Origin of the sequence: Kitasatospora sp. NPDC088346, from assembly GCF_044740765.1 — a bacterium.
GTDB lineage: Bacteria > Actinomycetota > Actinomycetes > Streptomycetales > Streptomycetaceae > Kitasatospora.
Genome location: NZ_JBIURH010000069.1, coordinates 15,777 through 27,689 on the forward strand (window position 1 = coordinate 15,777; position 11,913 = coordinate 27,689).

15 protein-coding genes and 1 pseudogene are annotated in these 11,913 nt (G+C 71.8%); 5 read left to right on the forward strand and 11 right to left on the reverse strand.

The window, feature by feature from the left end:
* Positions 1-245: 245 nt before the first annotated feature.
* Positions 246-889, forward strand: a pseudogene (locus tag ACIOFR_RS38500) (L-threonylcarbamoyladenylate synthase).
* A 9-nt stretch (positions 890-898) separates the two neighbouring features.
* Here ACIOFR_RS38500 and ACIOFR_RS38505 read toward each other — a convergent pair.
* The 5 genes from ACIOFR_RS38505 to ACIOFR_RS38525 form a co-directional block, all read right to left on the reverse strand.
* Positions 899-1,540, reverse strand: coding sequence for a carbonic anhydrase (locus tag ACIOFR_RS38505; RefSeq protein ID WP_401004912.1), 642 nt, complete (start codon positions 1,538-1,540; stop codon positions 899-901).
* Positions 1,541-1,833: 293 nt separating this feature from the next.
* A complete protein-coding gene (locus ACIOFR_RS38510) occupies positions 1,834-2,091 on the reverse strand; it encodes a hypothetical protein (RefSeq protein WP_401004913.1) in 258 nt (85 codons plus the stop codon).
* Positions 2,092-2,381: 290 nt separating this feature from the next.
* The gene (htpG, locus tag ACIOFR_RS38515; RefSeq protein ID WP_401004915.1) at positions 2,382-4,328 is read right to left on the reverse strand and encodes a molecular chaperone HtpG; all 1,947 of its coding nucleotides are present in this window, start codon (positions 4,326-4,328) and stop codon (positions 2,382-2,384) included.
* Positions 4,329-4,410: 82 nt separating this feature from the next.
* Positions 4,411-4,881, reverse strand: a complete 471-nt coding sequence (locus tag ACIOFR_RS38520) for a hypothetical protein (RefSeq protein WP_401004917.1) — start codon at positions 4,879-4,881, stop codon at positions 4,411-4,413.
* A gap of 189 nt (positions 4,882-5,070) precedes the next feature.
* Positions 5,071-5,757: a type III effector protein gene (locus tag ACIOFR_RS38525; RefSeq protein WP_401004918.1), complete on the reverse strand. Its 687-nt coding sequence runs from the start codon at positions 5,755-5,757 to the stop codon at positions 5,071-5,073.
* A gap of 178 nt (positions 5,758-5,935) precedes the next feature.
* Here ACIOFR_RS38525 and ACIOFR_RS38530 point away from each other — a divergent pair, with 178 nt between their 5' ends.
* Complete coding sequence (locus tag ACIOFR_RS38530; protein ID WP_401004920.1) at positions 5,936-6,325, forward strand: Hsp20/alpha crystallin family protein; 390 nt, start codon at positions 5,936-5,938, stop codon at positions 6,323-6,325.
* Here ACIOFR_RS38530 and ACIOFR_RS38535 read toward each other — a convergent pair.
* From ACIOFR_RS38535 to ACIOFR_RS38550, 4 genes are all read right to left on the reverse strand, one after another.
* A complete protein-coding gene (locus ACIOFR_RS38535; protein WP_401004922.1) occupies positions 6,246-6,476 on the reverse strand; it encodes a response regulator transcription factor in 231 nt (76 codons plus the stop codon). The two genes, ACIOFR_RS38530 and ACIOFR_RS38535, sit on opposite strands and share 80 nt — an antisense overlap.
* Positions 6,455-7,078: a hypothetical protein gene (locus tag ACIOFR_RS38540; protein WP_401004923.1), complete on the reverse strand. Its 624-nt coding sequence runs from the start codon at positions 7,076-7,078 to the stop codon at positions 6,455-6,457. The genes ACIOFR_RS38535 and ACIOFR_RS38540 overlap by 22 nt, the downstream gene beginning before the upstream one ends.
* Before the next feature lie 357 nt (positions 7,079-7,435).
* A complete protein-coding gene (locus ACIOFR_RS38545; protein ID WP_401004924.1) occupies positions 7,436-8,662 on the reverse strand; it encodes an SPFH domain-containing protein in 1,227 nt (408 codons plus the stop codon).
* A gap of 54 nt (positions 8,663-8,716) precedes the next feature.
* Positions 8,717-8,881: a hypothetical protein gene (locus tag ACIOFR_RS38550; protein WP_401004926.1), complete on the reverse strand. Its 165-nt coding sequence runs from the start codon at positions 8,879-8,881 to the stop codon at positions 8,717-8,719.
* Between the two features lie 724 nt (positions 8,882-9,605).
* Between ACIOFR_RS38550 and ACIOFR_RS38555 the strand changes: the two genes are divergently transcribed.
* On the forward strand, positions 9,606-10,211 hold the full coding sequence (locus ACIOFR_RS38555; protein WP_401004928.1) for a hypothetical protein: 606 nt from the start codon (positions 9,606-9,608) through the stop codon (positions 10,209-10,211).
* Here the strand turns inward: ACIOFR_RS38555 and ACIOFR_RS38560 are convergent.
* Positions 10,168-10,743 (reverse strand): helix-turn-helix domain-containing protein, encoded by a 576-nt coding sequence (locus tag ACIOFR_RS38560; protein WP_401004936.1) that lies wholly within the window; start codon positions 10,741-10,743, stop codon positions 10,168-10,170. The two genes, ACIOFR_RS38555 and ACIOFR_RS38560, sit on opposite strands and share 44 nt — an antisense overlap.
* A 21-nt stretch (positions 10,744-10,764) precedes the next feature.
* On the opposite strand from ACIOFR_RS38560, the gene ACIOFR_RS38565 reads away from it, so the two are divergent.
* Together ACIOFR_RS38565 and ACIOFR_RS38570 are read left to right on the forward strand one after the other, a co-directional pair.
* Positions 10,765-10,911 (forward strand): hypothetical protein, encoded by a 147-nt coding sequence (locus tag ACIOFR_RS38565; protein ID WP_401004938.1) that lies wholly within the window; start codon positions 10,765-10,767, stop codon positions 10,909-10,911.
* Positions 10,912-11,097: 186 nt separating this feature from the next.
* Positions 11,098-11,307 (forward strand): DUF4287 domain-containing protein, encoded by a 210-nt coding sequence (locus ACIOFR_RS38570; RefSeq protein ID WP_401004930.1) that lies wholly within the window; start codon positions 11,098-11,100, stop codon positions 11,305-11,307.
* Positions 11,308-11,820: 513 nt separating this feature from the next.
* Here ACIOFR_RS38570 and ACIOFR_RS38575 read toward each other — a convergent pair.
* On the reverse strand, positions 11,821-11,907 hold the full coding sequence (locus ACIOFR_RS38575; RefSeq protein ID WP_401004940.1) for a hypothetical protein: 87 nt from the start codon (positions 11,905-11,907) through the stop codon (positions 11,821-11,823).
* Between the last annotated feature and the right edge of the window lie 6 nt (positions 11,908-11,913).

An 11,913-nucleotide genomic window follows, 5' to 3' on the forward strand; every position in this document is an offset into this window, starting at 1 on the left:
GCCGGTGGAGGCCGGCGGTAGCGCCAGGGTGCAGCCCGGGCAGTGGCCCGGCGGAACGGGGGTTGGCCAGGCGTTCAGGCAGTCGCTTGACGCGGTGGTTCTCACCGCAGGGGATTTCACCTGATCCCAGGCGGGGCGATGGCGGTATCGCCGGGCACTCGGATGTCCTCACGGCACCCGTCGTTCGGAAAGACGGTGCCGTGGGCCTTGTCGGCTGGCGCAGGGGGTAGAGCCTTCGCGCTGCGATGTCCGGTCGTTTCGACTGCTCGGATGCCTTCGAGCGTGCAATGGGCTTGCGCGAGGCCGTCTCGGCGGTGCGGCGGGGTGAGATCGTGGTGCTGCCCACCGACACCGTCTACGGGGTGGGTGCCGATGCCTTCAGCCCTGAGGCCGTCGCCCGGCTGCTCGATGCCAAAGGCCACGGCCGGAACATGCCCTCCCCGGTGCTGGTCGGCTCGCCGGGCGATCTGGATCTCCTGGTCGACGACCTGCCTCAGCGCGCGCGAGAGCTCATGGAGGTGTTCTGGCCGGGCGGGCTGACCCTGGTCGCCCGCCACAAGCCGTCGCTCGTCTGGGATCTCGGCGAGACGCACGGGACGGTGGCGGTACGGATGCCCACACACGCGGTCGCCATCGACCTGCTGGTGGAGACCGGGCCACTGGCCGTCTCCAGCGCCAACCTGACCGGCAAGCCGTCGCCGCAGGACTGCGACGCCGCACGCGGCATGCTCGGTGAGACGGTGGCCGTCTACCTGGACGGGGGCCCGACGCCGGCTGCCGTGCCGTCCTCGATCGTGGACATCACCGGCCCGCCCCCGTACTCCTGCGCGCGGGCGCGGTCAGCGCCGAACAGCTGCGCACGGTCGTGCCGGACCTGGAGGAACGCTGAGCAGCCGGGTCACGCCACCGAGCCGGCGGGCAGGTCGAGGCCGCGGGCGGTGACCAGGTGGGCGGTGCCGTCGGCGAGTCGGTAGGAAAGCCCGACGACGGCGACCCGGCCGGCCTGGACCGCCTCGGCAAGCGCGCGGGAGCGGTCCAGCAGCAGGTCGACGGTGTGCCGTATGTGTTCGGCGATGTAGTCCGCGTCCTCGGTGTGCCCGGCCGCGCGGGCGGCCAGCACGCTGGGGGTGACCTTCTCGACCACGTCCCGCACGTAGCCGCCGGCGGTGGTGCCGTCGGCGACGGCGGCGCGGGTGGCCGCTACCGCGCCGCACGCATCGTGGCCGAGCACCACAACCAGCGGCGAGCCGAGCACGCTCACCCCGTACTCGATGCTGCCCAGAACCTCCGGCCCCAGGACGTGCCCGGCGGTGCGGACCACGAACAGGTCGCCCAGCCCCCGGTCGAAGATGATCTCGGCGGCCAGCCGGGAGTCCGAGCAGCCGAACAGCACCGCGAACGGGCTCTGGGCAGGTGCGGTCTCGGTGCGGCGGGCGGCGTCCTGGTTCGGGTGCTCCGAAGCTCCGGCGACGAACCGCCGGTTGCCGGCCAGCAGCGTCTCGAATGCGTTCCGGGGCATCGCAATGAGGGCATCGGTCATGGCTGCAGACTACGACCCGGCCTCAGCAGTGCGCGGGCGCCCCTTTCCCGCGGTGCCGGTGGCCCCCGGCGAACGCATTGAGCGGGCCGGAGTCCACCTCGGCCGTGAGAGCGCACGGTTGGCCGTCCGGACTGCGCCGGGGGTGTCGGCCGGGTGGTGTAGTTCGGGCCCCGGCACACGGGCTTCGTCCTGGGCCGCTGCGTGTTCTCCCGTTTCAGGGGAGCCGGCGCCGCAGCAGCCCGCGCGAAGCGTCGGTGAAAGGGGACGGTGAGGCGTGGCCCGGCTCGTCGAGTTCAGCTGGCCGTGGCCCACTCGGTGGTTCGCGCGTGCAGAGGTGAGACGACGACGGCGTAGCAGTTTCCGGGCAGGTCGGTGACCCAGTCGAAGACATCGAGGGTGACGCCGTGCTGGGAGGCGGCGTGGAGCATGTCGGCCAGCAGGGCGGTCGCGGCGCCTTTGTCCTGCTCTGTGCCCTGGTCGAGGCGGCGCTCGGCGGCTTCGTTGACGCGGTCGGCCAGGGTGCGGTTCTTGCGGTCGGTGTACTGGTACACGCTTCTGTCTCCTTCGTCGCTCGGGTGGCCGTCGGGGTGGCCGGGGTCCGTTTCCGGCTGCCGAAGCGGGTGATGGCGGTGGTGCCGCAGGGGCGTGGATGCCGAACCGGGCGCTGCGCACGCGTCCCACCGGGGCCAGGGTCGGCTCCGGCAGGACGCCCGGTTCGATGCGACTCGTGTGCAGCGCCCCGGGCCCTTCCCTTCGGCGTGCGCCTGGCGGGGATGGCCGAGCGTGCGGGGTGCGGCCGGCCGGGCTCGTTGGCGTACGGCGGGCCGCACCCCGGCGGGGGTTACAGAGCGCGGGTGAGGCGGTCGGTCAGGAGGCGCGTGAAGCGGGCCGGGTCGGGCAGGTCGCCGCCTTCGGCGAGCAGGGCGCTGCCGTGGACGAGTTCGGCGATTTCGGCGAGAGCCGGGTCGTCGGCTCCTGCCTGGTGGGCCTGGTGCAGGGCAGTGATGAGGGGGTGGGTGGGGTTGAGTTCGAGGATGCGCTTGACCTGGGGGAGCTCCTGGCCCATGGCCCGGTACATCTTCTCCAGGGTGGGGGTCAGGTCGTGGGCGTCGCCGACCAGGCACGCCGCGGAGGTGGTCAGGCGGGTGGAGAGACGGACCTGCTTCACGTGCTCGGCCAGCGTGGTCTGGAGCCAGGCGAGGAGGGCGGCGAAGTCCTGCTCGCGCTGGGCCTTCTCCGCCTTCGCCTGGTCAGTGCCTTCGCCGTCGGCGTCGTTGTCGAGGTCGACCTGGCCCTTGGCGATGGACTGGAAGCGGTGGCCGTCGAAGGCGGGGACCTGGTCGGTCCAGACCTCGTCGACGGGGTCGGTGAGGATCAGGACCTCGTAGCCCTTGGCGGTGAAGGCTTCCATGTGCGGGGAGTTCTCCACCATCGCCCGGTTCTCGCCGGTCAGGTAGTAGATGGTGTCCTGGCCGTCCTTCATCCGCTCCACGTACTCGCGCAGCGTGGTCGGCTCCTCCGCATCATTGGTCGAGGCGGCGCTGACCAGTTCCAACAGCGCGTCGGTGTTGTCGCGGTCCTCGATCAGGCCCTCCTTGAGGACCCGGCCGAACTGCTCCCAGACCTTCGCGTAGGTCTCGCCGTTCTTGGTCCGCATCCCCTTGAGAGCGCCGAGGACCTTCTTGACGAGGCGCCGGCGCACGGCGGTGATCTGGCGGTCGTGCTGCAGGATCTCGCGGGAGACGTTCAGCGACAGGTCGTGGGCGTCCACCACGCCCTTGACGAACCGCAGGTAGTTCGGCATCAGCGCGTCGCAGTCGTCCATGATGAACACCCGCTTGACGTACAACTGCACGCCCCGCTTGGTGTCCCGGGAGAACAGGTCGAACGGGGCATGGGCGGGGATGAACAGCAGCGCCTCGTACTCGAAGGTGCCCTCGGCGCGCATGTGGATCGTCTCGGCCGGCGCCTGCCAGTCATGGCTGATCTGCTGGTAGAACTCGCTGTACTCGGCCTCGGTCACCTCGCTGCGAGGACGGGCCCACAGCGCCTTCATCGAGTTCAGCGTCTCCGGCTCGCCGGCAGCCTGACCGTCGGCGCCGGCGTCGGCAATGTCGTCGGTAGTGGTACTGGTGGGCTCGGTGGCCATGCGGATAGGCCAGCGGATGAAGTCTGAGTACTGCTTGACGATCTGCCGGATCTTCCACCGGGCCAGGTAGTCGCCCAGCCCGTCCTCGCTGTCCTCCGGCTTGAGGTGCAGGGTGACCGAGGTGCCCACCGGCAGGCCGTCGGCCGGCGCGATGGTGTAGGTGCCCTCGCCGTCGGACTCCCAGACAGTGCCCTGCTCGGTGCCGGCGCGACGCGTGTGGAGGGTGACCTTGTCGGCGACCATGAACGCGGAGTAGAAGCCGACGCCGAACTGCCCGATCAGGTGCTGCGCGGCGTCCGCGTCCTTCGCCTCCTTGATCTTCGCCAGCAGGCCGGCGGTGCCGGACTTGGCGATGGTGCCGATCAGGTCGACGACGTCGTCGCGGGTCATGCCGATGCCGTTGTCCCGCACCGTCAGGGTGCGGGCGCCCTCGTCGACCTCCAGGATGATGTGCGGGTCGGAGGCCTCAAGGGTGGTGTCGGTGAGGGATTCCAGGCGGAGCTTGTCGAGGGCGTCGGAGGCGTTGGAGATCAGCTCGCGCAGGAAGATGTCCTTGTTCGAGTAGATCGAGTGGATCACCAGCTGCAGCAGCTGGCGGGTCTCCGCCTGGAACTCCAGCGTCTGGGTCGGACTGGCCACGGGAGGCGTCTCCTTCGAGGGTTCGGATCGGGTCAAGCCGCCGGGGCAGGCCGGTGTGCTGCGTGGCCGGCCCCGGGCGTGTTCAGATGTGACTGAGGGGCTGGTAGGGCTGCTCGGGGCGGGTGTGGCCGGGGCGGGCGGTGCCGTAGCAGGACAGGAAGAGCTTCCAGCCGTCGCGGCACTCCAGCGTCGCGCCGTAGCGGACCGCGGGCGGGTCCGGGCGCGTGCTGTACCGGTCGACGCGCACGATCCCGCCAACCGGGTCGTCGGCCGCGATGGCGGCGGTGACCAGGGCCTGCTCGACGAGGGCCACCGGGACCGACGAGCCCGTCAGGTCCGGCACCTCCACGCTCTCGGCGCCGTCACCGTCGCCGGTGGTGATGGTGGGCGCGGGGCCGCTGGCGCCGGTGATGGTCCACCACACCTGTCCGCCGCCCTCCAGGGTCACGGTCAGTCCGTAGGGGCTGTCGTCGTCACGCTTGCCGGCACCGGTCATGCCCGGTATGCCCGGGGCACGCTCGATGAGCAGCTGCTGCAGGTCGGCTGGAGTCATGGGAGTCGGCTGGGGTCGGGGACGGCGCGGCCGTCACGGTTCGGAAGATACGGGCGGTCTGCACGCCGGTAGCCGTCAGGCGTCAACTCGCGCCCCGCGTGCCGGGGCAGGCGCCGCGTGCAGGCTTATGGCGGTAAACCGGTCCACCGCGTGCGGGTCGCGGACCGGCAGGGGCGTGCCCCGGGGTGGTCACGGGCCGGCTGGCGGTGTGCGGCGCTGCCGGTCGCTGTCGGCGCGCAGCTGGTCGGCTCGGGCGGTGAGCTGATCGAGGCGGTCGGTGATCTTCGGGTGGTTCGCCTCCAGGAGGGGCCGGGTCTCGGCGAGCGGGGCGAGCAGACGGGCAGGGTCGTGGTGGCCCAGTGCGTCCAGGAGTCGATCTATGGCGGGGGCCGCTTGGGGGCTGAGGCCGTCCAGGGCGCCGATCTGTCCGGCGAGGCGGCGCAGGTCGGCGGCGTTGTCGCGGGCCCAGGTGGTCACCGCGCGGTCGGCGGCGCGCTGGTCGCGCGTGGCCTGGACGCGCTGCTCGCCGGTGCTGCCCGCCTCGGTGCCGGCGTCCCCGTTGGGACGCAGGCGCAGGTAGCGGCGTTCGGCGGCCTGGCGGCTCTGGACGCCCAGCGGTTCGGCGAGGTCGGCCCAGGTGGCGCCGGCGTCGCGGGCGGTCTCGATCAGCCCGGTCTCCCAGTCGGCGAGTTCCTCGCGCAGGTGCCGCAGCAACAAGAGCGCGGACAGGGCCTGCTGCGGATCGCTTTGGCCCGCGTCGTCCGGGGGCGCGTGACGGGCGGTGCGGGCGGCGGCGTCCATCATGCCCAGCGCGGCGGCGGCGGCCAGGAACGAGGCCGGCCCCACCCCGGCCGCGCCGGTGTCCTGGGTATCCATGTCGTCACTCTTTCGCTGACTGGATGCATGTCATCGTATGGATGACATCCTACAGTGGCTCGTGACGCGCGCCGGTACGAACCACCCAAAGACCTTCTGGACCGGAGTGTCCGACGAGGTCCACGCGCACTGCGGTGGACCTGCCAGGCCCCCCTGGTTGCAGCCGACCCCGATCCCGATGGACACCTGGCGCGAGGACGACCGCTTCATGATCGCGCTCGACCTGCCCGGCATCATGCCAGAGGCGATCGAGGTCCAAGCACTGGGCCGGATAGTCACCGTGAAGGCCGAACGCCGGCCCACCCCGCGCGGCGACGGCGCGCGCACCCAGCTCGCCGAACGGGCCCACAGGGTGTTCGAGCGCCGCATCCAGCTGGCCGACAGCCTCGACCTGGGCCCCACCGCTGCCCATCTGCAGGACGGCAGCGGCGATCTCGGGCAGCCGCGACCGCAGCCGGGCCGCCGAGGTGGTCACGAGGGTGATCCGCTCAGGCGTCATGGTCCTCGCCCCTCTCTGGGCTGGGTAGTGCTCGCCCGAGTGCGTCGGCGAGCTCCGCCCGGCCGCTGATCCCATGCTTTCCGTAGATGTTCTGCAGGTGGTTTTCGACGGTGCGCACCGATAGGTGCAGGCCCTCCGCCACGCTGCGGCTGGTGCCGCCGCGCGCCGCCAGCCAGGCGATCTCCTGTTCCCGCGCGGTCAGCGGGCTCGCCGCTGCCACCCGCCACCTGGGCCGGGGCGGCGACCTTCTCGCCGCGACCGCGGGCCTCGGCGGCCCGAGCGGCCGCCTGCGCCGCCCGGCGCGGCATACCCTCCGCCCTTTACCGGGCGGAGGCCTGCGCCCAGGCCTCCGCGGCGGCGGGCTGGACGCCGAGGGCGGCGAGCGCCTCGGTCGCCGAGCGAGGCGAGCAGTGCGCGGGCCAGGTCGGTGCGGCCCGCCAGGCTCAGCAGCCGGGCCTCGTACGCGCCCAGCGAACGGCGGAGCTCGGGTCCTCCCCGGGCCGCTGCCCGGGCCAGCCATTCCTGAGCCGCGGCAAGCCCCTGCGAACCGTAGAAGCAGTTCCATGCGAGGACCATCGCGGTGGCTTCCAGGTCGGTGTCGGCCACCTCATCCATGGCCGGGGCCAGTGCGGCCACCGCCTCGTCGGCGCGGCCGAGCTCGCCCAGGGCGGTGCCGAGCAGCAGTGCGGCCCGCGGGTCGAAGCCCTGCCGCAGTGCCGCTTCGGCCAACTGCCTCATCCGGTCAAGGTCGTGGGCGTAGTGCGCCAGAGCGGCCGCGCGCAGCAGCAGCTCGGCGCCGCGCTCCTCTTGTCCGCCCCGCACAGGCCGGGTGATCGTCCCGCAGGTCCACCAGGCCGGCATCATCATGGACGACGCAGCCGGCTTCCCGCCCGGACCCACCGTCACTGCTTCGGTCTGAGTCCCGACCGCAAGCGAACGGGGGCGCCACCGCTCGGTGGCGCCACCGTTCTGCCCGCCGCGCGAAAGCCGGACGCCCGGCATCGCCCGGCCTATATCCACACGCATGCTCGAGCGCCTCATCGAGGACTTCCTCACCGCGTCGACGAACAAACCGTCATCGGGGCGGGCATCGAGGCGGCCGCGATGCCCGCCCCGATGCCCAGCCTGGCCGGCTCACTGCGAGCTGTCCTGGACGACTCTCGCGGCAGAGTGTCCGGGTCAGCTCCGGTCGGGGAGCCGGGGCGTGGAGCGGCCGTTGACGTTCGGGTCTGCGGCCGATGCGCCGGTCGTCGAGGTCGCTGTGGGCGCCGCGGAGTGCTGGAGGGACCGCAGTATGGCCAGCCCCTGACTGGCGATGCCGGCTGCGATCTGGTTCACCCCGTCGGTTCCGTTCAGGACGGTCAGATCGGCGCCCGCCATGCCCCGGGCCGCCGCGTCGGCGAGTGCGGGAAGGGCCTCCACGATCCGGTTGGCCGCGATCAGCTCCTGGTTACCGTCCCGCAGCGACGCCGCGCGGGCGGCGTTGGCGTCCGCCTGGGCCTGGGCCAGGGTCCGTTCCGTGTAGGCGCCGGCGTCGGCCTCGAACTTCACCCGGTCGCGGTCCGCCTCGGCCAGCGTCCGCTTCCGGTAGGCCTCGGCGTCGGCCGGGCGCCGCACCTCCGCCTCCAGCCGCTGCGCCGTGAGCGCCGCATTGCGCTGCGCGAGGGCGGTCTGTTCCTCGGTGACCTCCTGGGTGGCTCGTGCCTCGGCGAGCGGCCCGGCCTGGGCGGCGCGCGCCCTGGACTGCTCGGTCTCCGCGAGGAAGCCGGCCCGCTTGATCGCGGTGTCCCGCTCGTACTCGGCCTTGAGCGCGGCGGCCTGCTGCTCCCGTTCGCTCGCCTCCTGGTCGGCCTTGGCCTGGGCGATCCGGGCCTGACTGGCCACCGCCGCCGCGTGCGGCGCGGCGAGGTTGTTGATGTAGCCGGTGGCGTCCTCGATCTCCTGGATCTGCAGGGCGTCCACCACGATGCCGAGCTTCTCCATCTCGCCGTGACTGCCTGCCATGACTTCCTGGGCGACCCGGCTGCGTTCCCTGATGATCTGCTCCACGGTCAGCCCGCCGATGATGGAGCGTAGGTGGCCTGCGAAGATCCGTCCGACCAGTTCCTGCATCTGGTTCTGCTCGGAGAGGAAGCGCCGGGCGGCGTTGGCGATCGACACGGCGTCGTCGCCGACCTTGAAGACACAGACCGCACGGACGGTGAGCCGGATGCCCTGCTGGGTGACGCAGTCCTCGGCGATCTCCGCCTCCTGCAGGGCCAGGGACAGCATGCGGGCCTTCTGCTTGACGGGAACGACGAAGCTCCCGTGGCCCGTGACGATCCGGAACTGGGTGTCCTGCGACTGCCGCTTGGAACCGGAGATGAGCATGGCCTCGTTGGGCGCGGGCACGTGCCAGAACAACATGACGAACCACCTGACCTGCAACAAGATTGACGAGGGCCGCAGGGGCCGCCGGACTCAGGGCGGCAGCGGCTCGACGAGCACCGACCGGGCGGAGATCGTGTCGATCACGATCACCCGGGTGTTGACCGCGATCGGCCCGGCGGACCAAGCCGCGAACACCTCCGACCCGCCGCGCAGGCCGACCAGCACCTCGCCCGGCCCGTCCGTCGGGATCGGCACCGTCACCCTCCCGACGGCTCCAACCGGGCTCTGCTGGGAGTCATCGGCCGCGTACATGACACCTCGTGCCGTGCGACACCACGGCGCAGTGGGCGGCCGGAACACGAACGGCCATGGGCGGCACCCCTCCTGGAGGCACCGGGCCCCCGGTCGAGTCCTTCGGCAGAATGCCTGCGAGCAGCGCGCGCGGCGCGACCGCCCTGACCCCTCTCACGGTACTCCGGCCGCAGCATGGAGGCGTTTCTCGGGTACCCGGCTCGGATCTCCGACCCGGGCGTCCCGGCCCGGAGCCGACCGGGCCCGGCTCGGAGGCTGGGCCCCACCAACCGCCCGGATCGGCGGATCTCCGGGCCACCCGGATGACGTCGACACCGTCGTCAAGGCGGCGGGCGAGCGCTACACAGCGCTGCTCCCGTAGTTCGGTGCGTGACCTGCAACCGCGCCAGGCCCTGCTGCTGACGCCGGCGGCCCCGGCGCGCCGATGCTGTCTGACTGCGATCCGGTCGAGGGGGCCTGTCGTACGGTCGAGGTCGGAGACCGGTGCCCACGCCGATCCGGTCCCGGTCCCAGCCCAACTGCCCTACCTTCGGGTAGCTGGGCTTCACTGTGACCCGCGCGGAACCGGGACGGCCCGGCACTGCCCGCCGGGTGGACCGGGGCAGCCGTTCTGCCTCTCGACGGCTTCGACTCGCGCGGGTCGCGGCGGGGGGCGTACACCCGAGACATGGCCCGCTCCAACGGCACCGCGGGAATCGGTTCCGGCGACGACGCGCCGGAGCTGTACGACGAGCGCGGGCTGCTGGCCCCGGCGCCGGAACTGGTGCTGCTGCGGGTCCCGGACTCCTCCGCGGTCGCCACCGATCCGCGCGTCGACGGCAGGCGGCGGCTGCGCGCGTGCTGTGACCCGCACTTGGCGCGCCTCGCCGCCGGCTACCAGCGCCGTCCGTTCGTGGTCGAGGAGCTGTGGGTGGGGCAGATCACCCGGGCGGTGCGTCTGCCCGGCCCTCTGGACGAGAAGAAGATGTACGAACGTGTGGTCGCGATGGCCGGCCTCGACGAGGAACAGCTGATGCGGGCACTCGCCGGGCAGGACGGCCACGGCCATTCGTCCGGCGCCGGCCCGGGGCGAGCGGCCCAGGGCGTGGGCGGTTGCGCGTTCGCAGTGGTCGACCGGTGGCAGCCGGGGCGGGGCTGGTGCCCGCCGTGTCGGACCGGGCGCATCTGTGTGACCTGCGACGCCGTCCGCGCCGACCGGTCTGCAGCTGCGTGGGCGTCCGCTGCTCCGGTCAGACGCCGGAGACGTTGGCGATCTGCCCGACCGCGGCGGTAATGGCCATGGCCAGCCCTCCGCCGAGAACGACCCGACCTTCGCGTGGTGAACGTCGTAGGCGGCGAGATAGGCCAGGGACCCGCCGCGGCCGTAGGTGTGGTTCACCCGCATCGCCCTGGCCTGCCCGGGGGCCAGGGCGGGGTGACTGCGGCAGCAGGCCTGGCCTGAGGTTTTTCTCGCCGGCACTGATCACGTACTCGTCCGCACTGAGCGCCTCGCCCTGCCAGGTGCGGGCGTACAGGTCAAGGATGCGCTCGGCCTTGGGGCGGAAGGCGGGGTCGGTGGTGAAGATCCAGGACTGGTACTGCCAGGGCTTGAGCGCGTCCTGCTTGAGAAAGCGCCGCACGGTGGAGGCGGAGATTGTGCCCACGATGGCCCGGGCGACCACCTTGCGCGCCAGTTCCGGGGCCGACCAGCGTGCGAGCGGTGTGCCGCTCTCGGCGGGCAACTGGCAGGCGAGTGCCTTGACCTGAGCAGCCTGCAGCGGCGTGAAGGAGGCGGGACGGCCCTCGCCGGGTTCCTCACCGAGCATGACCTCATCGACGAGTACCAGATCTTCGTCCACCCGGCCGTCCTGGGCGGCGGCAAGCCCGTCTTCCGCACCCCGCAGCAGCGATTGGGCCTCACTCTCACGGAATCGCGGACCTTCGACAGCCAAGTCGTTCTCCTGCGCCACGAGCGCGCGACCGAATCCGCCTGACGCAAGAAGGAATCGCTCGCTCTCCCCGGGGGCCGGACATCTGGTCGGCGGCCGCAGGACGAGGCCGTTCCGTTCGTAACGGACGGAACGGCCTCGTTCGGGTCGCATCGGCAGGACCGATGAGATTTGCGGCCGCTACCAGTCCAAGTGTGTGACAGATCCGGACGACGAACAGAGGGCACCGACATGACTACCAAGGCCGATCCCGCCAGCTACTTCCCCTCCATCGAGAAGAAGTACGGCCGCCCCATCTCGGAGTGGAAGGACCTGATCCACTCCTCACCGCTGACCCGGCACATGGAGCTCGTCATCTGGCTCAAAACCGAACACGGACTGGGGCACGGACACGCCAACGCTCTCGTCGCGCACACGCTGGCCGAGGCCCCTGCGCGCTGAACCGCCGCGAACCCTCCCCGGACCGGGTGAGTCCGGCTGTGCCCGCCGGGGTGACGGTGACGGCGTTCTTGCGGCGGTCGGAGGGGTGGGGAGCGCGAAGGACGAGGCCCTCCTCCTGGAGGTGGTTGAGGATACCGACCTTCGGGTGGCCCGTCGTGCCGACCACCGACCAGCCGTCGGCGGTGAATCAGCGGGACTCGGCGCAGGTGGAGAAACGCGGGCCCCCGATCACGCCCACCTCGGCGCTCGGCAGGACTTCCTGGCCGACCGTCATCCCGGTCCCCCTCTCTTCTCGGAAACAGCCTCCCGGCCACTGAAGGAACGGACCGCGCCGGATCCGGGCCACCGGGCCTTGCGAATCACGAACCTCCCCGCGCTGCCGGCGCGACACCGAGGCCGACGGGGAGGTCCAACCCGTACAGTCCACCGGTGGTCACCGCTTGCCGCTTCCGCCTTTCGCCTCACGGACCCGCGTCCTCGGCCGCGCGCCGTGTCGCGGCGGCCGCGAACGGGTCAGTCGAGGGTGACGACCATCTTTCCCAGCGCCTGCCCGGCCTCCATCACCCGGTGGGCCTCGACGATCTCGTCGAAGCGGAAGATCCGGGT

What these genes read in the sequence shown, in the direction of transcription:
- ACIOFR_RS38555 (WP_401004928.1), top strand. Translation starts at nt 9,606, where the DNA reads ATGGCCCGCTCCAACGGCACCGCGGGAATCGGTTCCGGCGACGACGCG.
- ACIOFR_RS38570 (WP_401004930.1), top strand. Translation starts at nt 11,098, where the DNA reads ATGACTACCAAGGCCGATCCCGCCAGCTACTTCCCCTCCATCGAGAAG.
- ACIOFR_RS38505 (WP_401004912.1), bottom strand. Translation starts at nt 1,540, where the DNA reads ATGACCGATGCCCTCATTGCGATGCCCCGGAACGCATTCGAGACGCTG.
- ACIOFR_RS38525 (WP_401004918.1), bottom strand. Translation starts at nt 5,757, where the DNA reads ATGGATACCCAGGACACCGGCGCGGCCGGGGTGGGGCCGGCCTCGTTC.
- ACIOFR_RS38520 (WP_401004917.1), bottom strand. Translation starts at nt 4,881, where the DNA reads ATGACTCCAGCCGACCTGCAGCAGCTGCTCATCGAGCGTGCCCCGGGC.
- ACIOFR_RS38560 (WP_401004936.1), bottom strand. Translation starts at nt 10,743, where the DNA reads ATGCTCGGTGAGGAACCCGGCGAGGGCCGTCCCGCCTCCTTCACGCCG.
- ACIOFR_RS38530 (WP_401004920.1), top strand. Translation starts at nt 5,936, where the DNA reads ATGGACACCTGGCGCGAGGACGACCGCTTCATGATCGCGCTCGACCTG.
- ACIOFR_RS38545 (WP_401004924.1), bottom strand. Translation starts at nt 8,662, where the DNA reads ATGTTGTTCTGGCACGTGCCCGCGCCCAACGAGGCCATGCTCATCTCC.